This is a genomic window from Microbacterium sp. X-17 (genome assembly GCF_039615055.1).
The window spans coordinates 168,172-188,557 of record NZ_JBDHNI010000007.1; the positions used below are offsets into that span (position 1 = coordinate 168,172).

Below are 20,386 nucleotides of genomic sequence, written 5' to 3' on the forward strand. Positions count from 1 at the left end.
TCGCGCGTCACCCCTTTTCCCCAAGCCGTCGAGTACGCGAAAAATACCCCCGGGCGGGTGGAAAACGCGGGCGTTTCCCCGACAACGGGCGAAAAGTCCGCCGTTCCGGGTGGAAACGGCGGACTTTTCGCGTACTCGGGGGTTACCGGACGTCAGCCGACGCCGAGGTAGGCCTCCTTGATCGCGGGGTCGGCGAGCAGCTCGCGGCCGGTGCCGGAGCGGGTGATGCTGCCGGTCTCCAGCACGAACGCGCGGTTCGCGCGGGCCAGCGCCTGGTTGGCGTTCTGCTCCACGAGCAGCACGGTCGTGCCCTGCTTGTTGATCTCCGTGATGATCGAGAAGATCTGCCGGATGAACTGCGGGGCCAGCCCCATCGAGGGCTCGTCCAGCAGCAGCAGCCGCGGGTTCGACATCAGCGCGCGCCCGATGGCGAGCATCTGCTGCTCGCCTCCGGACATCGTGCCGCCGGCCTGCGTCTTGCGCTCGGCGAGGCGCGGGAACAGCGAGAACACCCGGTCGAAGTCCGGACCCATGTTGGACCGGTCCTTACGGCCGAACGCGCCCATGTCGAGGTTCTCCATCACCGTCATGCCCGGGAAGATCCCCCGGCCCTCCGGAGCCTGCGAGATGCCGCGGACCACGCGGATGTGCGCCTTCATCTTGGTGATGTCCTGGCCGTCGAACAGGATGGAGCCGGCCGACGGGTTCAGGATGCCCGAGATCGTCTTCATCGTGGTCGACTTGCCCGCGCCGTTCGCGCCGATCAGGCTGACGATCTCGCCCTCCTCGACGGAGAACGACATGTCGTGGATCGCTTCGATGCGCCCGTACGAGACGCTGATGTTCTTCAGTTCAAGCAACGTCATCTTCGGGCTCCCCGAGGTAGGCGGCGATCACGCGCGGGTCGTTCCGGATCTCCTGGGGCACGTCGTCGGCCAGCTTGCGGCCGAACTCCAGCACCACGATGCGATCCGTCACGCCCATGACCAGCTTCATGTCGTGTTCGATGAGGAGGACGGTGTACCCGTCGGCCCGGATGGTCCGGATGAGGTCCATCAGCTCCTCCTTCTCCGCCGGGTTGAAGCCGGCGGCCGGCTCGTCCAGGCAGAGGACCTTGGGGTCCGTCGCGAGGGCGCGCGCGATCTCCAGGCGGCGCTGCGACCCGTAGGGCAGCGACCGGGAGAGGTCGGCGGCGTGGTCGGCGATGCCCACGAACTCGAGCAGGGCCATGCCGCGCTCGATCGCGGACTTCTCCTCCCGCGTGTGCCGAGGCAGCCGCAGCAGCGCGCCGGGCACCGACGTGCGGTGCCGGGCGTCGAGGCCGACGACCACGTTCTCCAGCGCCGTCATCTCGCCGAAGAGGCGGATGTTCTGGAACGTCCGCGCCAGGCCCAGCCGGGTGATCTGGTGCTGCTTCTGGCCCTTGATCGACTGGCCCTCCAGCAGCACGTCGCCGCTGGTCGGCTTGTAGACGCCGGTCATCGCGTTGAAGCACGTGGTCTTGCCCGCGCCGTTCGGCCCGATCAGGCCGAGGATCTCGCCGCGGCGGATGTCGAACGAGACGTCGTCGAGGGCGAGGAGGCCGCCGAACTTCACCGTGAGGTTGCGGACCTCCACGATGTTCTCGCCGACCTCGACCGCGATCTCGCGATCGGGGGCCGCGGCCTCCGCGACATCGAGGTCGATGCCCGCCGCCTCCAGCTCCCCCTCGTTGGCGCCGAGGGCGGGCTCCTCCTCCGGGACCGCTGTGGTGTTCTCGTCGCTCATCGCGCGCCTCCCTTCGCGCTCTGCGCCACTCTTCGGTACGCGAGCCGCCCGTACGCCAGGAGCTTCTGCCGCGCCGGGAACAGGCCCTGCGAGCGGAAGATCATGATCAGCACGAGTGCGATGCCGAAGATCAGGTACTTGTAGTCCGCGATCGCGGTGAAGCGCAGCGGGATGTATGCAACGATCGCGCCACCGATCATCGCGCCGACCTTGTTGCCCGCGCCGCCGAGCACGACGGCGGCGAGGAACAGGATCGAGGTCTGGACGTCGAACTTCTGGTTGTTGACGAAGCCGACCTGCCCGGCGAACAGCGCTCCGGAGAGGCCGCCGACGCCGGCGCCGATCGCGAACGCCCACACCTTGTACTTGAAGGTGGGAACGCCCATGATCTCGGCGGCGTCCTCGTCCTCGCGGATGGCGATCCACGCGCGGCCCACGCGGCTGCGCTCCAGGTTGCCGACCAGCAGCAGGATCACGATGATGATCGTCACCGTGAGCCAGTACCAGGGAACGCCGTTGGAATTGGAGAAGATCGGGATGCCCTTGGCGGTCTCCCCCGGCGGGTGGCCGACGTTCTGGAAGCCGACCTGGCCCTTCATCGCCGGGATGATCGTGGCGAGGATGCGCACGATCTCACCGAAGCCGAGCGTGACGATCGCCAGGTAGTCGCCGCGGAGGCGGAGCGTCGGCACGCCGAGGATGACGCCGAAGGTCATCGTGACGGCCATCGCGACCGGCACCGTCCACAGGTACGGGATCTTGATGAACGGCGAGTCCGGGCTGGTGAGCATGGCGGCGGTGTACGACCCGACGGCGAAGAACGCGACGTAGCCGAGGTCGAGGAGGCCGGCGTAGCCGACCACCACGTTCAGGCCGACCGCGATCAGGCCGTAGGTGGCCATCGCGAAGCACGCGAGCGGCCAGTCGTTGCCCGGCTCGGTGGTGAGCGGGAAGAAGTTCAGGTACGGCAGCGCGTACGCCAGCGCGACCACGATGAGCAGCCACGCCCACTGCACGGCACGCGGGAGGCCGTTCCAGTAATCGCGCAGCGGCTGCAGCGGACCCTTCTTCTTGTTCGCGCGCGACGCCTCCAGGGCGTCGCCCGCCTGCTCCGAACGACCGTCGGGCAGGACCTTGGGACCTTCGGTCGTGCTCATGCGCGGCTCCTTCCGAGCGAGGTGCCGAGGATGCCGGTCGGCTTGATCAGCAGCACCAGCACCAGGACGACGAACGCGACGACGTCGGTCCACTGCGAGTCGCCCAGCAGGATCTGGCCGTAGTTGCCGATCACGCCGAGCAGCAGGCCGCCGAGGAGCGCGCCGCGCACGTTGCCGATGCCGCCGAGGACGGCCGCGGCGAACGCCTTGACGCCGAGCACGAAGCCGCCGTTGTAGATCACGCCCGAGGGCACCAGCATCACGTAGAACAGGGCGGCGGCGCCGGCGAGGACACCGCCGGTGATGAACGTGATCTGGATGATCCGCTCCTTGTTGACGCCCATCAGCGTGGCCGTGTCCGCGTCCTGCGCGACGGCGCGGATGCCGCGGCCGGTGCGGGTGCGCCGGATGAACCAGTCGGTGGCGATCATCAGGATCACAGACGCCACCACGATGATGATCTGCTGGCTGTTCACGATCGTCCCGAACACGTCGAAGATCGGCGTCGGGATGAACATCGTCACCGCCGGCTCCGCGTTCGCGCCCCGGATCAGGAAGATCAGGTACTGGATCGTGAACGAGGCGCCGATCGCCGTGATGAGGAACACGAGGCGTGGCGCGTTCCGTTTTCGAAGCGGCCGGTAGGCGACGCGTTCGAGCACCCAGGCGGTGAACGCGGACGCCGCCATGCCGACGATGAGGGCGAGCAGCAGGTCGCCGATGATCGCGACGGGGCTCAGGTTGGGCGCGCTCGGGCCGAAGCCGAGCGACGTGAGGGTGATCACGACGCCGTACGCGCCGACGATGAACACCTCGGAGTGGGCGAAGTTGATCAGGTTGAGCACGCCGTAGACCAGCGTGTAGCCGACGGCGATCAGGCCGTAGATGGCTCCGAAGGTCAGGCCGTCGAAGGTGGCGCTCCAGAAGTTCTGGATGAGCGCGTTGACATCGAAGTTGATCCACGAGTTGTCGAGGACCGGATGGACGAGGAGGAGGGTTTCGAGCATTCGAGCTTCCCGGTGTCAGTGCCGGATCGTCGTTGGTCCGGCTCAGTTCTTACGAGCGTAAGTCGAAACAAAGGTGCCGCGGGCCACGGTGGCCCGCGGCACCTTCGTGTGTCGCGTTATCCGCCGATGGTTCCGATCGGGACGATCTTGCCGCCCTCGACCTTGTACCCGTAGACGGTCGGCGCCTGGAGCTCACCGGTGGAGTCCCACTTGTAGTGCTTGCTCAGGCCGTCGGCGTCGTAGTTCTTCACGAAGTCGACGAGCTTCGCGCGGGTGGTGTTGCCCTTGTCGATGCCCGAGAGCAGGACGGTGGTGGCGTCGTAGCCCTCGATCGAGTAGGTGCCGGGCTCGGCGTTCGCGAGCGACTTGTAGGCCGACTCGAACGACGGGATCAGCTCACCGGGGATGCAGGGGCAGGTGAAGTACGCGTTGCTGGACGCGTCGCCGGCCAGCTTGATGAACTGGTCGTCCTTCACACCGTCGGGGCCGACGAACGTGCCCGTGTAGCCCTTGTTGACCAGCTGCTGGTCGAACGGCGCGCCCTCGGCGTAGTAGCCCGAGTAGTACACGGCGTCGGGCTTCGCGTTGAGGATCTTGGAGATCACCGCGGAGAAGTCCTTCTGGCCGGTCGTCACCTTGTCGGTGCCGATCAGCGCGCTGCCGAGCGCCTTGGAGGTCGTCGTGCCGAGGCCGATTCCGTAGTCGGAGTCGTCCTGGACCAGGTAGACCTTCTTGGCCTTCAGCTTGTCGGTCAGGAACTTCGCCGCCGCCGGGCCCTGCACGGCGTCGTTGCCGAGGCCGCGGAAGAAGGTCTTCCAGCCGTTCTGGGTCAGCGCCGGGTTGGTCGCGGACGGGGTGATGTGCACCAGGCCCTGCTGCTCGAAGATGTTGCCCGTGGCCTTCGACTCACCCGAGAACGGGAGGCCGACGACGCCGACGATGTCGGCCTCGTTGACCGCCTGGGTCACCGGGCCGGTCGCCTTGTTCGGGTCGCCCTCGGTGTCGAACTTTTTGAAGCCGACCTGGCATCCCTTGTTGGCCGTGTTGTGCTGGTTGATGGCCAGCTGGATGCCGTTGAAGATGTTGATACCGAGCTGGGCGTTCGGGCCGGTCTCGGCTCCGACGTACGCGATGGTGAGCCCGGAGGGGCAGGTGGCCTTGCCATCACCCGCGGGGAGGACCGCGTCCTTGGGGGTGGAAACCGAGGTGATAGCCGGGATGTTCACCTTCGAGTTGTTGTTGGTGGAGCCACCCGTTGACGGTTGGTTGGCGCACCCAACGAGGAACAGTGCGACTGACGCTGCAACAGCCGCACCGATCGTGACTTTCTTTCCTAGCATCTTCTGCCTCTCGACGTGAATCCGTGTCGAACGCGGCGTGTTTGCCTCGTCGCACCACGAATATGTGTGCTGAGACTACATGCGATGCAAGCATTTGCACCCGCCATTCGCGCCCAGATTTACACGATCGAAACCAAACCGTTCGGTGCTCTTCACAGCGATCCGAACCCGGGTTAGTGTGGACGGTTGCCGCATATCCGAATCGACGACAGCGGGAGGCAACGGTGCGCATCGAGCGGCTCTCGCCTCCCCCGGCACTCGGGACGCCGGAGTCGCTGCTGTTCGAGGAGCTCGTCGGCGTCCTCAACGGGATCAGCGTCGCCCTCTGGAGGGCCGACGACTTCGTGGAGACGGCCGAGGAGGCCCTCGCCGCGTTCCGCGCGCAGGAGTACCAGGAGAAGATCCTGCTCGTCGCGATCGAGGACGGCGTGGTGGTCGGGCGCGTCCAGGCCGACTTCCCGCTCGACGAGGAGGCCGAGACGATGAGCCTCCTGGTCGACGTGGCGCCGGCGGCACGCGGCCGCGGTATCGGCTCAGCGCTGCTGGCGGCCGGCGAGGAGCTGGCGGCGGAGGGCGGCCGGCGGATCGTCAGCGCGTACACCGAGCACCCGGCGGCCACCCTCGGCGACAGCGTGTCGGTCATCCGCGCCGGCTCGGGCACCGCCGGGCTCCCCGCTGAGTCGCGCGACGTGCGCTTCGCCCTGCGGCACGGCTACCGGCTGGGCCAGGTGGAGCGCTCCAGCGAGCTCCTGCTGCCGTTGCCGCGGGCCAGGGAGGCCGGCCTCGCCAGCACGGCGGCCTCCGCCACCGGCTACCGCGCGGTGTCCTGGCTGGGACACGCGCCCGACCACCTCCTGGAGCCGTTCGCGGCCCTGAAGGCGCGCATGTCGACGGACATCCCGCAGAGCGGCATCGCGGTCGACCGCGAGGAGTGGACGGGCGCGCGGGTCCGCGCACAGGAGCGCGAGCTGGCCGACCGCGGCGAGCCGCTGCTGGTCACGGCGGCAGAGCACATCGACACCGGCGAGCTGGCCGCGTACACCGAGATCGCGGTCCCTGCCGACGGCGACAAGGCCGAGCAGTACGACACGCTCGTGGCGATCCCCCACCGCGGCCACCGCCTCGGCACGCTGGTGAAGCTCCAGAACATCCACGAGCTGGCGCAGCACGCACCGCACATCCACCGCCTGCTGACCTGGAACGCCGACGAGAACGCCCCGATGCTGGCGATCAACCGGGCGTTCGGGTTCCAGCTGCATGCGCTGACGGGGCACTGGCAGAAGACGCTCGCCTAACCCCCACACATTCGGCCCGAATGGCGGCTTTCGCCGCGCTATTCGCGCCATTCGGCACGAATTGACGGTGACTTCAGCGACACCGCGGCTACAGGTGCCGGGTCGGGTCCATGCGCTGATGCAGGATGCGGATCACATCGACGCCATCGCCGTTCTCGATGTAGAAGAGCAGATGGCTCCCGATCGCATAGCGCCGGTAGCCCGAACGGATCTCGTCACAGGTCCGGCCGCGGTCCGGGCTGGCCGCCACCCGTTCGATCGCAGCACGGATCTCGTTCACGTACGTCTCCGCTTGGCGCGAATCCCAGTTCTCCGCGGTGAAGTCCCAGATCGAGGAGAGGTCGCGGCGAGCGGCCGGGGACAGCCGAAACGAGCTCACGCCTTCTTCGCTGCGATGAACGCGTCGAAGTCGAATGCTTCCGGCTCGCCGCTCTCCTCACCGGCGACCAAGGCGGCTCGCAGCGCGGACATCTGCGTCTCCTGGTCCTCCAGCAGCCGCAATCCCGCGCGCACGACCTCGCTCGCCGAACGGTATCGCCCCGTCGCCACCTCATGGGCGAGGAAACCGGCGAAGTGGTCGTCCAGACTGATCGACGTGTTCATAGCCATGCGGGCAAGGTTACCAAGTATTGGTATTCACCGCACCCGCTGACACCGCGGACACAAGTGCGATGACCGGTTCATGAACCGCTCCCGCACAATAGGCGTCCCGCAGCGCGGGCACGGCTTCCCCTCCCGCCCGTACACGTTCAGGCTGTGCGCGAAGTACCCCGAGTTCCCGTTCACGTTCACGTACTGGGCGTCGAAGCTCGTGCCGCCCTCCGCCAGCGCCTTTTCCAGCACGTGGCGCACCTCGGCCAGCAGCGTGCGGGCCTTCGCGCGGCTCAGGGAGGACGCCGGCTGCTCGTAGTGGATGCGGGCGGCCCAGAGCGCCTCGTCGGCGTAGATGTTGCCGATGCCGCTGATCGTCGTCTGGTCGAGGAGGACGCGCTTGATCCCGCTGTTCTTGCGGGTGAGGGCGGCGAAGAAGCCGGCGTCGTCGAAGGCCGGGTCGAGCGGGTCGCGGGCGATGTGGGAGACCTGGGTCGGGATGAGCGGCTCGCTCGTCCCTCGGCCTGCGGCGGCGCCGTCCGCGGTCGGGATCAGCGTGTCCACCGCCATCGAGCCGAAGATGCGCTGGTCCACGAAGTTCACCCACAGCTCGCGATGATCACCCGGCAGTGTCGCGGCGGTCTCGATGTGCAGGCGGATGCGGAGCAGGCCGGTCTCGTCCCAGCCGGGCTCGCGCAAGAGGATCTGGCCGCTCATGCCGAGGTGCGCGACGATGGCGCGGCGCGGGGCGCCCTGCAGCGGGATCCAGAGGAACTTGCCGCGGCGGGCGGGCTCCTCCATCACCCGGCCGGTCAGCAGCGTCTCGAAGGCGCCCGCGACCGGGTCGTGGCGTTTCAGCGAGCGCGGCTCGAAGACCTCGACACCGAGGATGGTCGCACCCGTGACCGCCGGCGCCAGGCCGGCGCGGACGACCTCAACCTCGGGGAGCTCGGGCACGGCGGCGGGTCAGCTCGGTCCAGGCGCTGAGCGCGGCGGCCATCTCGGCCTGCTTCTTGCTCGTCCCCTCCCCCGTCGCGGTGACGAGGTCGCCGACCGAGACGGTGGCGTGGAAGGTCTTGGAGTGGTCGGGACCGGTGTTGGTCACGGTGTAGACCGGGAGGCCGGCGCCGCGGTGGGCGGCCGCCTCCTGGAGGCTCGTCTTGGGGTCCATCGCCGCCCCGAACCGGTCGGGGTCGGCCAGCAGCGGGTCGACCAGGCGCAGCACGAGCGCGGTCGCCTCCTCGCCGCCGGCGTCGAGGTAGGCGGCGCCGATCAGCGCCTCCACGGTGTCGGCGAGGATGGACGCCTTGTCCCGCCCACCGCTCTGGTTCTCGCCGCGGCCGAGCCGCAGGTACTGGCCGAGGCCGATGCTGCGCGCGACCTCCGCGAGCGCCACCGAGCTGACCAGGCTGGCCCGGCGCTTCGCCAGCTCGCCCTCGTCGAGGTCCGGGTTCTCCCGGAACAGCTTGACGGTGACGGCCTGGCCGAGGATCGAGTCGCCGAGGAACTCCAGGCGCTCGTTGTTGGGGATGCCGCCGTTCTCGTAGGCGTACGAGCGGTGGGTCAGCGCAAGCACGAGAAGCTCGGGGTCGATGTCGACCCCGAGCTTCTCGATGAGGGCGGCGCGGGCAGTGTTCTCCCCGACCACGTGCCGTTTGCCCCCTACTTCGTTGCCTCGCGTGCTGTTCAGCCTGACCGGCGGATCAGACGTCGGCGACCTTGCGGCCCTTGTACTCCATGAACAGCGCGGTGCCCGCGGAGTCCTCGACGACCTTCGCACGGTGCGGGAGGCTGTAGACGACCTTGCCGTTCTCGATCGACTTGACGAGCGTGGGGACCTCGGCCTTCCACTGCGAACGACGGGCGTGGGTGTTGGCGCGAGACTGCTTCCGCTTCGGAACGGCCATGACTATCTCTCTTCTCCAGCCCCGGCGGCCGGGGCGTTGTTGCTGGTGGACTCGGTGTCGGAAGCCTGGAACGCCGCGAGCGCGGACCAGCGAGGATCGACGGTCTCGTTCGGCTTGCGGTCCGGTACATCCGCCAGCCTCTCCCCGGTCTCTGGATCGAGACCCGGGCAGTCCGGCCGGCACACCGGCTGAAACGGCAGTGACAGCACTACCGCATCCCTGATCAGAGGTTCAAGATCCACGTGGTCGTCGTGAACCTCATAATCGAAAGCTTCCGTAGAAGGATACGCGAAAAGTTCCTGGAAATCGACTTCGACAGGCTGGTCGATGTCGATCAGGCACCGTCCGCAGACGCCGGTGGCGGTGGTCTCGGCCTCCGCGGTGACGAGGATGCCCTCGTGCATCGACTCCAGCCTGAGGTCGAGATCGAGGGTCGCGCCGGCGGGCACCGACAGCAGTCCCTCACCCAGTCTCTCGTCGACGGGGATGCTGAGGTGCTGCTCCCGCATCTCGCCCGGGCGCCGCATGAGGTCGTACACGTTGACGGTGTACGGGGTGTTCTTGAAGGAGGTCACGGTCGACTATTTTACGCGGGCCCGCCGACGCTCGCAGGCGAGCGCCAGCCGGCTGGCAGCAACGACACAGGAATCAGCGCCGCCTTCAGCCGCAACCCTCGGCCCGCCTGGGCCTCCAGGGCGTCGATCACCCGGCGGAGGTCGTCGGCGAGACCGACCGCGACGGCGTGGGTCGGCGGCCCGAAGGCGTCACGCTCGCGCACGTCCAGCAGGCGCAGCACGGCCTCCTCCCCCGGCGTCCCTGCGACGGCGGCGGCGATCCGGTGGGCGAACACGCGCGGTGTCTCGGTGTCCGGCGCCGACCAGCCCAGGTCGCGCGCGGTGTCGCGCAGCTCGTCCCACACGATCGACGCGCCGCCCCACGACTCCGAGAGCCGTCTCAGCCTGGCGCGCCGGCGCATCCGGCGCATGACGGCGGGCGTCAGCGCGACTGCGAGCACCAGCAGCGCGACGCCGAGTCCGGACAGCAGCGGCTGCAGCGGCGACGGCGGCGTGGTGCCGCCCGCCCCCGCGACGTTCGGCTGGTCGGTGGGGACGAGGCGCTTCGCCGCGGAGGTCGAGCCCGGCGCCGTCGTCGGCGCCACCTGATCCGGCGTGGCGTTCGGCCGGGTGTAGCTCGGGATCGTGCCGCGGCCGACCGTCGGCTCGAACGGCACCCAGCCGACGCCCGCGAAGTACAGCTCCGGCCACGCGTGGAGGTCGTCGCTGGTCACCGTGTAGGTCCCTGGGCTGTTCGCCGTGCCGCCGCTGGAGGTGCCGGGCAGGTAGCCCTCCGCCACCCGGGCCGGGATGCCGAGGCTGCGCGCCATCAGCGCCATCGCCGACGCGAAGTGCACGCAGTAGCCGCTCTTGACCTCCAGGAACTTCGCGATCACCCGGGCGCCGTCGCCGTCGAAGCCCTGCTTCAGCGGGGTCTGCGTGGAGTACACGAAGCCGTTGTCGCGGAAGTAGTCCTGCAGCGCCACCGCCTTGTCGTACTCCGACACCGCCCCGGCGGTGGCGGCCAGCGCGGTCTGCCCGACGATCGCCGGCATGTTGGAGGGCAGGAACAGGTCCCGCTGGATGTCGGCCGGCACGAAGCCGCCCGCCGCTTTGAGCTGGTCGGCCGTCGGCTGGAGCACGAGGCTGGTCGCGGTGTACTTCTGCCCCTGCGTCGTCACGTTGATCCCGCCGAGCGTGAGGTCGTCCGGGTCCCACGACCAGGTGCCGTTCAGGCCCTTCACCGATTGCACGGGCGCCGGGACCGGCAGCCAGCGGCTGGTCATGTCGTCGATCTGCACCGAGGTGGTGATCTTGGCCCGCTTGACGGTGTCGGACAGCCCGGGGACGGGCCCGACCGCGACGCCATCGGAGAGGCGCTTGGTGTCGCGCTCGCGGTGCTTCCAGACCGAGCCGGTGAACTGGTCGAGCGAGGCGAGCTTGAGGTACTGGCCGGCGGAGGCGTTGGTCGTGTAGGTGAGCGCGCGCACGGCGGCGGGACGGCGGAGGTCCTTGCCGAGGTCGATCAGCGGGGTCACGGTGCCGCCGATCGAGATGCCGCCCGCCGTGAAGGAGGTCGCGCCGCCCTTGTCGAACCCCGGCGCCGTCCCGGACAGAAGCATCGCGACGACGACGGCCGCGGCACCGACGGACAGCGCGGCTCCCGGCCGGCCCGCGCCCGGCCTCCTGGTGCGGACGTCGCAGCGCAGCAGCCAGAGGAACGCCGCCGCCGACGCCGCCAGCGCGATCGGGTCCAGCCCGTCGCCCAGCAGCGTGCCGGGCACCACCAGCACGGCCACGACCCCGATCGCGGTGAAGGCCGGAGCGCGGATCGCGACCGCCAGGAGGTCGAGGACGATCGCGATGAGGCACGCCCCCGCGACGACCAGGAAGATGAACTCGGGCAGGCTCTCCGCCGGCGTCCCCTGCTGGTAGATCGAGAGGATCGCCTGCTGGAGGTAGACGCCCCAGCGCTGCACCGTCGCCGGAGTCGGGATGAGGCCGAGCAGCCCGGTCCCGTTGCCGAACGTCACGGTCATGATCATCGCCGCGAGCACGAGCTGCAGCACGGGGACGAGCCCGCGGGGCACGCCGAGGGCGCGCAGTCCCGCTCCGCAGACCAGCAGGAAGGAGCTGGTCAGCATGAGCGCGAACCACCAGGTCGGGCCCTGGATGAGGCCGCCCAGCGCGAAGCTGAGCGCCAGCATCTGCAGCACCAGCGCCCCGGTGATCCGCCAGTAGGCCTGCCGCCGGCGCCGGACGCCGGTCAGCCCGAGCGGGAGCGCCTCGCTAACCATGGCCCACCACCGCCCGCTGCCGGTCGAGGGCGCGCTGCCAGCACTCGGCCGGATCGTCGCCGGCGGCGAACGGCACGCAGAGCCAGCCGGCGTCGCCGAGCACGTCCTCCACTTCGGGCGCGGCCCCCTCGCCGACGAACGCGACGGCGGGGTCGCCCATCCCGCGCAGCGCGGCGAGGGAGCCGAGCTCCGGCGTCCCGTCGAGCAGCACGGCGAAGATCGGGACGGCGCGTCCGGCGTGCCGCAGCCCGGAGGCCAGCTCGGCGACCGCGTCGTCGCGGGTGACCGCCGTGGCGTCGACCGCGGCCAGGTCCGCCAGCAGCAGCCGGTCGGCCGTCCCGCGATCGTAGGTGGGCGTCACCGACCCGAGGGTGCCGGTCCGGCCCGCGCCGCTGCGGCCGGAGAGCTGCCGCGGGGCGGTCTCCACCACGCTGAGGACGAAGCCCTCGTCGAGGAGGTGGACGCCCACCGACGCGACCAGCTCCATCAGCGTCTCGAAGAGCGCGTCGTCCGGCTCGTAGGCGCTCGGGGCGACGGGAGGCCGGAGGACGCCCGCCTGCGCCGGCGCCGGCCGGGTGTCCATCAGGATCCACGCCTCCGGGTTGCTGCGCTGCTCCTCCTGGCGGACCATCAGCTTGTCGTGCCTGGCCGTCGCCCGCCAGTGCACGCGGCGCAGCGGGTCGCCTGGCCGGTACTCGCGCGCGATCAGCTCGTCGGCGCTCGGGATGCTGTGCCGTTGCAGCTCGTGCTCCGCGCCCTCGCTGTGCGCCACGTCCAGCTCGCCGCTGGACAGCGGCACCACGCGCGGCGTCACCAGCAGCTGCCGCGGCTGCCCGACCGCGTACTCCGCGTAGGCCACGCCGAACGGGTCGGTCCGGCTCACGATGAGCGGCCCGACGGGGTGCGACCCGCGCTTGAAGGCGACGACGTCCTGCCGCAGCACGACCGTGTCGCGGCCGTGCGCGACGTTCACCTGGTGCGCGCCCAGCCTCGGGAACGGCGCGGAGCCCTGCACCTCGATCCCGGCCGGGGCGTACTCGCGCCAGCGGGCGGGCGGGCTCGGCCGGGCGGCCTGGTTGCGCGCGGTCGTCACGATGGTCGCCTGCTCCCCCACGGCGACGACGTCGGGATGGAAGCTGCGGGCCACCGTCAGCCGCGGCCGGTCGAGGGTGACCGAGATCATCGCCGCCAGCGGCAGCACGGTGAGGAAGACACCGACGAAGAGCACATCGGTGCGGCCGAAGAACGCGGACGCGGCCAGCGCCACGACGCCGACGGCGCCGAAGGTCCAGCCGCGCGCGGTGGGGCGCGGTTTCTTCAGGGGCGACGGCCCCCCGCGCCCGGCCACGGCCTACTCCCCGCCTGTGCGCGCGGCTCCGGAGGCGGCCCGGCCGGCGGCGGTCGCCTGGCTGGTGCGCGCGCTGCTCCCCGTGCTGTTCCGCTGCTGCCCGGCCCCGCCGATCGCGCCGGACCCGACCGGGACGGGCGTCGCCGCCACGATCCGGCGGACGATGTCCGCGATGACCGGCGCGCTCTCGTGGTGGTGGCCGAGCGCGCGGCTGGTCGGCAGCAGCCGGTGGCCGAGCACCGGGACCGCCAGCGCGTCGATGTCGTCCGGCAGCACGAAGTCGCGGCCGTCGAGCGCCGCCATCGCCTTGGCCGCGCGGACCAGCTGGAGCGTCGCGCGCGGGCTCCCGCCCAGCCGGAGGTCGCGGTCCTCGCGCGTCGCGCGCACGAGGTCGACCGCGTACTGCTTGACGGGCGTCGAGGCGAACACCGCGCGCGCCGTCGTCATCATCGAGCGCAGCTCCTCCGACGTGACGACCGGCCCGATCCGGGAGAGCGGGCTGGACGTGTCGCGCGTGGTCAGCATGGCGAGCTCGGAGTCGTCGTCCGGGTAGCCCATCGCGATGCGGGCCATGAACCGGTCGCGCTGTGCCTCCGGGAGGGCGTAGGTGCCCTCCATCTCGATCGGGTTCTGGGTCGCCACGACGATGAACGGCGCGGCCAGCGGATAGGTCGAGCCGTCGACCGTGACCTGCCGCTCCTCCATGCACTCCAGCAGGGCGGACTGCGTCTTCGGGCTGGCCCGGTTGATCTCGTCGCCGATCACGATGTTCGCGAACACCGCGCCCGGCTTGAACTCGAAGCGCCGCTCGGCCTGGTTGTAGACCGAGACGCCCGTGACGTCGCTCGGCAGCAGATCGGGGGTGAACTGGATGCGGCTCACCGAGCAGTCCACCGACTTCGCCAGCGACTTCGCCAGCATGGTCTTGCCGACGCCCGGGACGTCCTCGATCAGGAGGTGGCCCTCGGCGAGCAGGACGACCAGCGCCGTCTGCACCGCGTCGTGCTTGCCGTCGATGACGGACTCGACGTTGGCGGTGATCTGCTCCGCGGCGCGTCTCAGTTCGTCCAGGTCCATGCCCGGCGCGGGGAGGCCGACCTCCTCCGGGGCGACCGAGGACTCCGTCGGCTGGCGCGTCGCGTAACTGTTCATCTCTCCACCCGGGTCATGTGGTTGACAGCAGCTCGGATACGGCGGGAGGCACGTAGGGGCTCACGTCCCCGCCGAGGTTGGCGACCTGGCGCACGAGGGAGCTCGACACGTGCGCATTCGCCGGATCGGGAAGCAGGAAGACCGTCTCGACGTCGGCGAGGTGGCGGTTCACGATCGCCATCGGGGTCTCGTAGGCGACGTCGACCTGGGATCGGATGCCCTTGACCAGCACGTCCGCCCCGACATCGGTGCAGTAGTCGACCAGGAGGCCGACCGACCAGGAGGCCACGACGATGCGCCCCTGGATGCCGGCGTCCTCGATCGAGCGCTCGATGAGGGCGACGCGCTGCGCGATGGGCAGCAGGGCCGACTTGTCCGGGTTGTGCACCACCAGCACGTGGACCTCGTCCCACAGCCGAGCGGCCCGCTCGATGACATCGAGATGCCCGAGAGTGACCGGGTCGAACGATCCAGGGACTACGGCGATCCTGTTCATAGGGCACCAGACTATTACTCGATTCCCGGCTATTCGTTGTGAATCCGTTATCTTCCCAGGGCAGCGCGCCGCGTGGCCCGGCGGCCGGGGTCAGGACTTGCCGAGGAAGGCGCGCTCGGACTCGTCGAGCCGCCGGGCGAGTGCAGCGGCGAGGGCGGGATGCGCGGCGAGGCCGCCGTCGTCCAGCGTCTCGGCGGCGGCGACGCGCGCCTCCGCGATGAGCTCGCCGTCGGAGACGACGCGCAGCAGCTTGAGCGACGACCGGCCGCCCGACTGGCGGCTGCCGAGCACGTCGCCCTCGCGGCGCAGCTCCAGGTCGACGTTGGCCAGCTCGAAGCCGTCGAGCGTCGCGGCGACGGCGTCGACGCGCTCGCGGGCGAGCGACCCCTCCTCGGCGTAGGTGACGAGCAGGCAGAGGCCCGGGATGTCGCCGCGGCCGACCCGGCCGCGCAGCTGGTGGAGCTGCGAGACGCCGAACCGGTCGGCGTCCAGCACGATCATGGCGGACGCGTTCGGCACGTTGACGCCGACCTCGATCACGGTGGTGGCGATGAGGAGGTCGAGCTCCCCGGCGGCGAAGGCGCGCATGACCGCGTCCTTCTCGTCGGAGGACAGCCTCCCGTGCAGCACGCCGACGCGCGTCTGGGCGAACAGCGGATCGGCGCGCACCTGGGCGGCGACCGACTCGACGTTCGCGGTCGGACGCGGCGGCCCTGCGGCGTCGTCCGCGTCGGGCGCCGGCGCGTCCTCCCCGTCGTCCTCGGCCTCCTTGGCGCTGATCGCCGGGCACACCACGAACACCTGACGGCCGCGCCCGATCTCCTCCGACGCGCGCTCCCAGATGCGGCGCTCCCAGCCCGGCCGGTCCGCGAGCGGGACCACGAAGCTCTCGATCCCCTGCCGGCCGGCGGGCAGCTGGGCGATCGTGGACACCTCCAGGTCGCCGAACACCGTCATCGCGACCGTGCGCGGGATGGGCGTCGCCGTGAGCACGAGGACGTGGGGAGGCGTGCCGCCCTTCGCGCGCAGCGCCTCCCGCTGCTCGACGCCGAAGCGGTGCTGCTCGTCCACGACGACCAGGCCGAGGTCGAAGAACGTGACCGCGTCGCCGAGGAGGGCGTGCGTGCCGACCACGATGCGGGATTGCCCGCTCACCGTCCGCAGCAGCGCGCGCTTGCGCTCGGCGGTGGAGAGCTGGCCGGTGAGGAGCGTCGGCATCAGCTCGGCGGAGAGGTCGGGGCCGAGCATCTCGGCGATCGAGCGCAGGTGCTGGGCGGCGAGGACCTCCGTCGGCGCGAGCAGCGCGGATTGGCCGCCGCTGTCCGCCACGGCCAGCATCGCCCGCAATGCGACCAGGGTCTTGCCGGAGCCGACCTCGCCCTGCACGAGCCGGTGCATCGGCTCGGCCGCGCCGAGGTCCTGGGCGATCTCGCGGCCGACGACCGCCTGGTCGCCGGTCAGGGTGAACGGCAGGACGGCGTCGAAGCGCTCCAGGAGGCCGCCGGGCGTCGCCTGCCGCGGGGTCGCGGCGACCGAGCGGTTCTCCGCGCGCTGCTGCAGCAGGGCGGCCTGCAGCACGAACGCCTCCTGGAAGCGCAGCGCATCGCGGGCGCGCTGCCACTCGGCGTTCTTCTGCGGCCGGTGGATGCCCTCCAGCGCCTCGCGGAACGGCAGCAGCCCGCGCTCGGTCGCAATGGCCTTCGGCACGGGGTCGGGGCACGGCCCGAGCGCGTCGAGCGCGAGGCCGACCGCCTTCTGCACCTGCCAGCTCGCCACGGTGCCGGTCGCCGGGTAGATCGGGATCGGGGTCTGCGCCCACTCCTTCGCGGCGGCGCTGCCCGGGGCGACGGCGTTCTCGGCGTCCTCGGCGAACAGCTCGTAGTCGGGGTGCGCGAGCTGGAGGGCGCCGCGGTAGGCGGACACCTTGCCGGCGAAGATGCCGCGCACGCCGGGGGCGAGCTCCTTCGAGCGCCAGGCCTGGTTGAAGAAGGTGAGGGTCAGGATGCCCTCGCCGTCGGAGATCTTGACCTCCAGGATCGACCCGCGCCGCGCGCGCATCGGGCGCTCCTGCACGCGCAGCACCTCGGCCACGATCGTGACGTGCTCGTCCAGCGGGAGGTTCGCCAGCGCGGTCAGCTCGCCGCGCGAGGCGTACCGGCGCGGGTAGTGCGCGAGCAGGTCGGCGACGGTGCGCATCCCGAACGCCTTCTCGAACGCGGAGGCCGTGCGGCCGCCCAGCACGCCGGTCAGCCGGGTCTCGAGCGCGACGGAGCCGCCGGAGGCCGGGGCGGTGCTGGAGGTCATGGTTCGATCGTAGGGGCGGCCTCCGTCGCCGCGTCGTGGACACTCACGTCGCGGACGCCAGCGTCGCGGACATGCGTCTCGACCTCGGCGAGTGCGGTGAGCTCGTCGGCCACGTCGCTCTCCCCCGGGCGCTCGGCCGCGAGCCTGGCCTGGATGTCGAGCGCCTCCTGCCACCGGCCAACCTCGCGCAGGCACCGGGCGAGCGACCAGCGGGCGGCGAACTGCTGATCGAGCGTCCCGTAGCGCTCCGCCGCCTCCAGCGCCGCCTCGAACGACCCGAGCGCCTCCTGCGGTCGGCCGGCCTCGAACAGCGCCCAGCCCCGGTTGTTGTGGAGGGCGACGCCCCAGCGCAGCGTGCGCGGGTCCGTGCTGTTCGCAAGCTCGGCGAGGCCCTCCTCGGTCCACTGCTCCGAGCGCGAGGGGTCGGCGATCGCGAGCATGTGGGCGGCGTCGACCGCGAGGAAGGCGTCGTCCTCGCGCCGCGCGGCCAGCAGCGCGCTCTCGAACAGCGGGACCGCCTCCGGCCGCAGCCCCTCGGTGTTGCGGAGCCGGCCGCGCTCCAGCAGGATGCGCACGGCGAGCGTGCCCACGGCGGGCCCGAGCGAGTCGAGCAGGCCGTCCGCCTCCGCGAACCGGCCCTGCAGGCCGAGGGCCCTGGCGCGCTGCGTCTCCAGCTCGGCGCGCACCAGTTCGGGGCGGTCGGGTTCGGCGGCAGCGATCGCGAAGCGTTCGGCGGAGGCGATCGGGTCGTCGTACCGCCACAGGGCGTCGAGTTCCGCCTGCTGGAGGCGTTCGTCCATTCTCCTATTGTGCTGTCGCCGCGGCGGCACCGCTAGGCTCGGAGGGCTATGACCCGAATCGTCTCCGGCTTCGCCGGCTCGCTGACGCTCCAGGTGCCCAAGAGCGGCACGCGCCCCACCAGCGACCGGGTTCGCGAGGCCGTGTTCTCCGGGCTGGACGCGCGCGACGCCGTCCGCGGGGCGCACGTGCTCGACCTGTTCGCCGGCTCCGGCGCGCTCGGGCTGGAGGCCGCCAGCCGGGGAGCCGCGCGCGTGCTGCTGGTGGAGAAGTCGGCGGCCGCCGCCGCGATCTGCCGGCGGAACGCCGAGGCCGTCGTGCGCGCGGCGCCGCGCGGCGCGCGGCCCGAGGTGGACGTGCGGGCGACCGCGGTGCAGCCGTACCTGGCGGCGGCCGGGTCGTCTGCCGCCCGCTTCGACCTGGTGTTCGTGGACCCGCCCTACAACCTCCCGGACGCCGACCTGCTCGCGGTCCTCACCGGGCTTGTACCGCTCCTGACCGAGGACGCCCTCGTCTGCGTCGAGCGCAGCACCCGCGACGGCGAGCCGACCCTTCCCACCGGCCTCACCCTCGACCGCACCCGCGCCTACGGCGAGACCGCCGTCCACTACCTCTCCCCGGCCTGACCGTCGCCAGCGGAGGACTTCCACCCCTCTGCCACCCCGAAACGCAGCCAACGGAGGACTTCCACCCCCACCAGCCCCGGATCTCCTCCGCTGGCTACCGCGCGTCGGCCGGAGCTCTGCCGCCAACGGAGGACTTCCGCCCCCCACCAGCCGCGGATCTCCTCCGCTGACTGCCGGGAGCGGGCGTGTCGGCTCGGATCTCCTCCGTTAGCCGCTGTGCCCGTCCCACTCCAGGTACGGGTCCCAGCCGCCGCGCTCGTCGAACGGGTGGCCGTCGACCAGGAGGCCGGCGCCCTCGCGGACCGTTCCGACGCGCCGGAAGCCGCCGGGCAGCACGGCGCCGGGCGGGAAGCAGGCGAGGAGGCCGTGGTCCTCGCCCCCGGTCAGCGCGGTGAGCGGGTCGTCGCCGAGCGCGGAGCGGTCGAGGTCGATCGCGACCCCGCTCGCCTCGGCCACGCGGCGGGCGTCGAGCGCGAGGCCGTCGCTCAGGTCGAGCATCGCGGTCGCTCCGGCGTCCGCGGCCAGCGGGCCGTCCGCGATGGGAGGCCGGGGCCGCAACTGGGCGCCGACCTGCTCGGGATGCGCGGCGGCGACCACGGCGAACCGGTCGCGGTCGGGCACGCCGTCCACGTCGACCGCCTCCGCGAAGAGCAGCCGGAGTCCTGCGGCAGCCGCGCCGAGGCTCCCGGAGACCGCCACCACGTCGCCGGGGCGAGCGCCACTCCGCAGCACGGGCGCGCGGCCCTGGAGGTCGCCGAACGCGGTCACCGCGAGCGTCAGCGTGTCGGAGGCCGACAGGTCGCCGCCGACCACGCCGCACCCCGGCGCCAACTCGGCGCAGGCCGCCCGGAAGCCGTCCGCGATCTGCTCCAGGTGCGTCACCGGGAAGGTCTGCGGCGCGGCGATCGCGACCACGAGCGCCGTCGGCACCGCGCCCATCGCGGCCACGTCGGACAGGTTGGTCGACGCGGCCTTCCAGCCGAGGTCCTCGGGCGACGACCAGGCCAGCCGGAAGTCGGGGCCGTGCACCATCATGTCCGTGGTCACCACGAACCGGCCGTCCGGCGCCGCAAGCACTGCGGCGTCGTCACCGGGCCCGACCAGCGTCGCCGACGACTCCGGCAGCCGCGGGAAGATGCGCTTCAGCGCCTCGCGTTCCGACGCACCCGCGACGGTGTCGGCCGCGCTCCCAGAATCCACCATGACTGACAACGGTAGCCTGAATCCTGATGTCCGCTCGCCGCACCGCCCTCGCCCTCGTGCTCGCCGCCGCCGCGCTCGCCCTGACCGGGTGCGCGCCCACGGTCTCCCTCGACCCCGCCGCCGACGCGAACAACCCGGGCTGCGCCGAGATCTCGGTGCGCCTGCCCGACTCGGTGGCCGACAAGGACCGCAGGCAGACCGACGCGCAGGCGACCGGAGCGTGGGGCGACCCGGCCGCGGTGCTGCTGCGCTGCGGCGTTCCGCCGATCGGGCCGACGACCAAGCCGTGCGTCGATGTGAGCGGCGTCGACTGGGTGCTGATGTCGGACCCGGCGGCCAAGCAGGTCGTCTACCAGACCTTCGGCCGCACGCCGGCGACGGAGGTCGTCATCGACCACGTGTCCGGGGCCTCCGACGCCGCCGTCCTTCCCGAGTTCGCCTCCGCCATCTCCAGCATCAAGCAGACCCAGAAGTGCCTCTCCACGCTCGACACCACCCTGACGCCGCCGACCCCCACGCCGTCCCCGACGCCCTCGCGCTGACC

General features: G+C 71.2%; 21 protein-coding genes. 3 read left to right on the plus strand and 18 right to left on the minus strand.

The features are described 5' to 3' along the window. Nucleotides 1–152: 152 nt before the first annotated feature. The 5 genes from ABCS02_RS29790 to ABCS02_RS29810 all read right to left on the minus strand — a co-directional run bounded on the left by ABCS02_RS29790 (nucleotide 153) and on the right by ABCS02_RS29810 (nucleotide 5,157). Nucleotides 153–866 (minus strand): ABC transporter ATP-binding protein, encoded by a 714-nt coding sequence (locus ABCS02_RS29790; RefSeq protein ID WP_345839337.1) that lies wholly within the window; start codon nucleotides 864–866, stop codon nucleotides 153–155. Beyond that, nucleotides 853–1,767: an ABC transporter ATP-binding protein gene (locus tag ABCS02_RS29795; protein WP_345839338.1), complete on the minus strand. Its 915-nt coding sequence runs from the start codon at nucleotides 1,765–1,767 to the stop codon at nucleotides 853–855. The genes ABCS02_RS29790 and ABCS02_RS29795 overlap by 14 nt, the downstream gene beginning before the upstream one ends. Further along, nucleotides 1,764–2,924 (minus strand): branched-chain amino acid ABC transporter permease, encoded by a 1,161-nt coding sequence (locus tag ABCS02_RS29800; protein WP_345839339.1) that lies wholly within the window; start codon nucleotides 2,922–2,924, stop codon nucleotides 1,764–1,766. The genes ABCS02_RS29795 and ABCS02_RS29800 overlap by 4 nt, the downstream gene beginning before the upstream one ends. Beyond that, a complete protein-coding gene (locus ABCS02_RS29805; protein WP_345839340.1) occupies nucleotides 2,921–3,931 on the minus strand; it encodes a branched-chain amino acid ABC transporter permease in 1,011 nt (336 codons plus the stop codon). The genes ABCS02_RS29800 and ABCS02_RS29805 overlap by 4 nt, the downstream gene beginning before the upstream one ends. Nucleotides 3,932–4,047: 116 nt before the next feature. Then, entirely contained in the window at nucleotides 4,048–5,157 is a 1,110-nt protein-coding gene (locus ABCS02_RS29810; RefSeq protein ID WP_345839341.1) for a branched-chain amino acid ABC transporter substrate-binding protein, read from the minus strand. Nucleotides 5,158–5,495: 338 nt separating this feature from the next. Between ABCS02_RS29810 and ABCS02_RS29815 the strand changes: the two genes are divergently transcribed. Continuing rightward, nucleotides 5,496–6,566, plus strand: coding sequence for a GNAT family N-acetyltransferase (locus ABCS02_RS29815; protein ID WP_345839342.1), 1,071 nt, complete (start codon nucleotides 5,496–5,498; stop codon nucleotides 6,564–6,566). A gap of 88 nt (nucleotides 6,567–6,654) precedes the next feature. On the opposite strand, the gene ABCS02_RS29820 is transcribed toward ABCS02_RS29815, so the two are convergent. The 12 genes from ABCS02_RS29820 to ABCS02_RS29875 all read right to left on the minus strand — a co-directional run bounded on the left by ABCS02_RS29820 (nucleotide 6,655) and on the right by ABCS02_RS29875 (nucleotide 18,015). Next, nucleotides 6,655–6,945 carry a type II toxin-antitoxin system RelE/ParE family toxin gene (locus ABCS02_RS29820; RefSeq protein WP_345839343.1) on the minus strand — a complete coding sequence of 97 codons (291 nt, stop codon included), beginning with the start codon at nucleotides 6,943–6,945 and terminating at the stop codon, nucleotides 6,655–6,657. Next, complete coding sequence (locus ABCS02_RS29825) at nucleotides 6,942–7,169, minus strand: type II toxin-antitoxin system ParD family antitoxin (RefSeq protein ID WP_345839344.1); 228 nt, start codon at nucleotides 7,167–7,169, stop codon at nucleotides 6,942–6,944. Before ABCS02_RS29825 ends, ABCS02_RS29820 begins: the two co-directional genes overlap by 4 nt. Nucleotides 7,170–7,202: 33 nt before the next feature. After that, entirely contained in the window at nucleotides 7,203–8,114 is a 912-nt protein-coding gene (gene mutM / locus ABCS02_RS29830) for a bifunctional DNA-formamidopyrimidine glycosylase/DNA-(apurinic or apyrimidinic site) lyase (protein ID WP_345839345.1), read from the minus strand. Next, nucleotides 8,092–8,805 carry a ribonuclease III gene (gene rnc, locus ABCS02_RS29835; RefSeq protein WP_345839346.1) on the minus strand — a complete coding sequence of 238 codons (714 nt, stop codon included), beginning with the start codon at nucleotides 8,803–8,805 and terminating at the stop codon, nucleotides 8,092–8,094. The genes mutM and rnc overlap by 23 nt, the downstream gene beginning before the upstream one ends. A 55-nt stretch (nucleotides 8,806–8,860) precedes the next feature. Next, a complete protein-coding gene (gene rpmF, locus ABCS02_RS29840) occupies nucleotides 8,861–9,064 on the minus strand; it encodes a 50S ribosomal protein L32 (protein ID WP_055919953.1) in 204 nt (67 codons plus the stop codon). A 2-nt stretch (nucleotides 9,065–9,066) separates the two neighbouring features. Further along, nucleotides 9,067–9,573: a DUF177 domain-containing protein gene (locus tag ABCS02_RS29845; RefSeq protein ID WP_345839538.1), complete on the minus strand. Its 507-nt coding sequence runs from the start codon at nucleotides 9,571–9,573 to the stop codon at nucleotides 9,067–9,069. A 77-nt stretch (nucleotides 9,574–9,650) separates the two neighbouring features. Beyond that, nucleotides 9,651–11,915 carry a DUF3488 and transglutaminase-like domain-containing protein gene (locus ABCS02_RS29850; RefSeq protein ID WP_345839347.1) on the minus strand — a complete coding sequence of 755 codons (2,265 nt, stop codon included), beginning with the start codon at nucleotides 11,913–11,915 and terminating at the stop codon, nucleotides 9,651–9,653. Next, nucleotides 11,908–13,263: a DUF58 domain-containing protein gene (locus tag ABCS02_RS29855; RefSeq protein WP_345839348.1), complete on the minus strand. Its 1,356-nt coding sequence runs from the start codon at nucleotides 13,261–13,263 to the stop codon at nucleotides 11,908–11,910. Before ABCS02_RS29855 ends, ABCS02_RS29850 begins: the two co-directional genes overlap by 8 nt. A gap of 3 nt (nucleotides 13,264–13,266) precedes the next feature. Then, on the minus strand, nucleotides 13,267–14,415 hold the full coding sequence (locus tag ABCS02_RS29860; protein ID WP_345839349.1) for a MoxR family ATPase: 1,149 nt from the start codon (nucleotides 14,413–14,415) through the stop codon (nucleotides 13,267–13,269). A 13-nt stretch (nucleotides 14,416–14,428) separates the two neighbouring features. After that, on the minus strand, nucleotides 14,429–14,911 hold the full coding sequence (gene coaD / locus ABCS02_RS29865; protein WP_185277676.1) for a pantetheine-phosphate adenylyltransferase: 483 nt from the start codon (nucleotides 14,909–14,911) through the stop codon (nucleotides 14,429–14,431). Nucleotides 14,912–15,001: 90 nt separating this feature from the next. Beyond that, nucleotides 15,002–17,215 (minus strand): ATP-dependent DNA helicase RecG, encoded by a 2,214-nt coding sequence (locus ABCS02_RS29870; protein ID WP_345839350.1) that lies wholly within the window; start codon nucleotides 17,213–17,215, stop codon nucleotides 15,002–15,004. After that, nucleotides 17,212–18,015 (minus strand): tetratricopeptide repeat protein, encoded by an 804-nt coding sequence (locus tag ABCS02_RS29875; RefSeq protein ID WP_345839351.1) that lies wholly within the window; start codon nucleotides 18,013–18,015, stop codon nucleotides 17,212–17,214. Before ABCS02_RS29875 ends, ABCS02_RS29870 begins: the two co-directional genes overlap by 4 nt. A gap of 48 nt (nucleotides 18,016–18,063) precedes the next feature. Between ABCS02_RS29875 and rsmD the strand changes: the two genes are divergently transcribed. Then, nucleotides 18,064–18,639: a 16S rRNA (guanine(966)-N(2))-methyltransferase RsmD gene (rsmD, locus tag ABCS02_RS29880; RefSeq protein WP_345839352.1), complete on the plus strand. Its 576-nt coding sequence runs from the start codon at nucleotides 18,064–18,066 to the stop codon at nucleotides 18,637–18,639. A gap of 207 nt (nucleotides 18,640–18,846) precedes the next feature. Here rsmD and thiL read toward each other — a convergent pair whose 3' ends face one another. Then, nucleotides 18,847–19,842: a thiamine-phosphate kinase gene (gene thiL / locus ABCS02_RS29885; protein ID WP_345839353.1), complete on the minus strand. Its 996-nt coding sequence runs from the start codon at nucleotides 19,840–19,842 to the stop codon at nucleotides 18,847–18,849. 26 nt (nucleotides 19,843–19,868) lie between these two features. On the opposite strand from thiL, the gene ABCS02_RS29890 reads away from it, so the two are divergent. After that, the gene (locus tag ABCS02_RS29890) at nucleotides 19,869–20,384 is read left to right on the plus strand and encodes a DUF3515 family protein (protein WP_345839354.1); all 516 of its coding nucleotides are present in this window, start codon (nucleotides 19,869–19,871) and stop codon (nucleotides 20,382–20,384) included. The last annotated feature ends 2 nt before the right edge of the window (nucleotides 20,385–20,386 follow it).

Coding starts and splice junctions, on each gene's coding strand:
- ABCS02_RS29790 (WP_345839337.1), bottom strand. CDS start 866: ATGACGTTGCTTGAACTGAAGAACATCAGCGTCTCGTACGGGCGCATC.
- ABCS02_RS29795 (WP_345839338.1), bottom strand. CDS start 1,767: ATGAGCGACGAGAACACCACAGCGGTCCCGGAGGAGGAGCCCGCCCTC.
- ABCS02_RS29800 (WP_345839339.1), bottom strand. CDS start 2,924: ATGAGCACGACCGAAGGTCCCAAGGTCCTGCCCGACGGTCGTTCGGAG.
- ABCS02_RS29805 (WP_345839340.1), bottom strand. CDS start 3,931: ATGCTCGAAACCCTCCTCCTCGTCCATCCGGTCCTCGACAACTCGTGG.
- ABCS02_RS29825 (WP_345839344.1), bottom strand. CDS start 7,169: ATGAACACGTCGATCAGTCTGGACGACCACTTCGCCGGTTTCCTCGCC.
- rpmF (WP_055919953.1), bottom strand. CDS start 9,064: ATGGCCGTTCCGAAGCGGAAGCAGTCTCGCGCCAACACCCACGCCCGT.
- ABCS02_RS29845 (WP_345839538.1), bottom strand. CDS start 9,573: ATGCGGGAGCAGCACCTCAGCATCCCCGTCGACGAGAGACTGGGTGAG.
- ABCS02_RS29850 (WP_345839347.1), bottom strand. CDS start 11,915: ATGGTTAGCGAGGCGCTCCCGCTCGGGCTGACCGGCGTCCGGCGCCGG.
- ABCS02_RS29860 (WP_345839349.1), bottom strand. CDS start 14,415: ATGAACAGTTACGCGACGCGCCAGCCGACGGAGTCCTCGGTCGCCCCG.
- coaD (WP_185277676.1), bottom strand. CDS start 14,911: ATGAACAGGATCGCCGTAGTCCCTGGATCGTTCGACCCGGTCACTCTC.
- ABCS02_RS29870 (WP_345839350.1), bottom strand. CDS start 17,215: ATGACCTCCAGCACCGCCCCGGCCTCCGGCGGCTCCGTCGCGCTCGAG.
- ABCS02_RS29875 (WP_345839351.1), bottom strand. CDS start 18,015: ATGGACGAACGCCTCCAGCAGGCGGAACTCGACGCCCTGTGGCGGTAC.
- rsmD (WP_345839352.1), top strand. CDS start 18,064: ATGACCCGAATCGTCTCCGGCTTCGCCGGCTCGCTGACGCTCCAGGTG.
- thiL (WP_345839353.1), bottom strand. CDS start 19,842: ATGGTGGATTCTGGGAGCGCGGCCGACACCGTCGCGGGTGCGTCGGAA.
- ABCS02_RS29890 (WP_345839354.1), top strand. CDS start 19,869: ATGTCCGCTCGCCGCACCGCCCTCGCCCTCGTGCTCGCCGCCGCCGCG.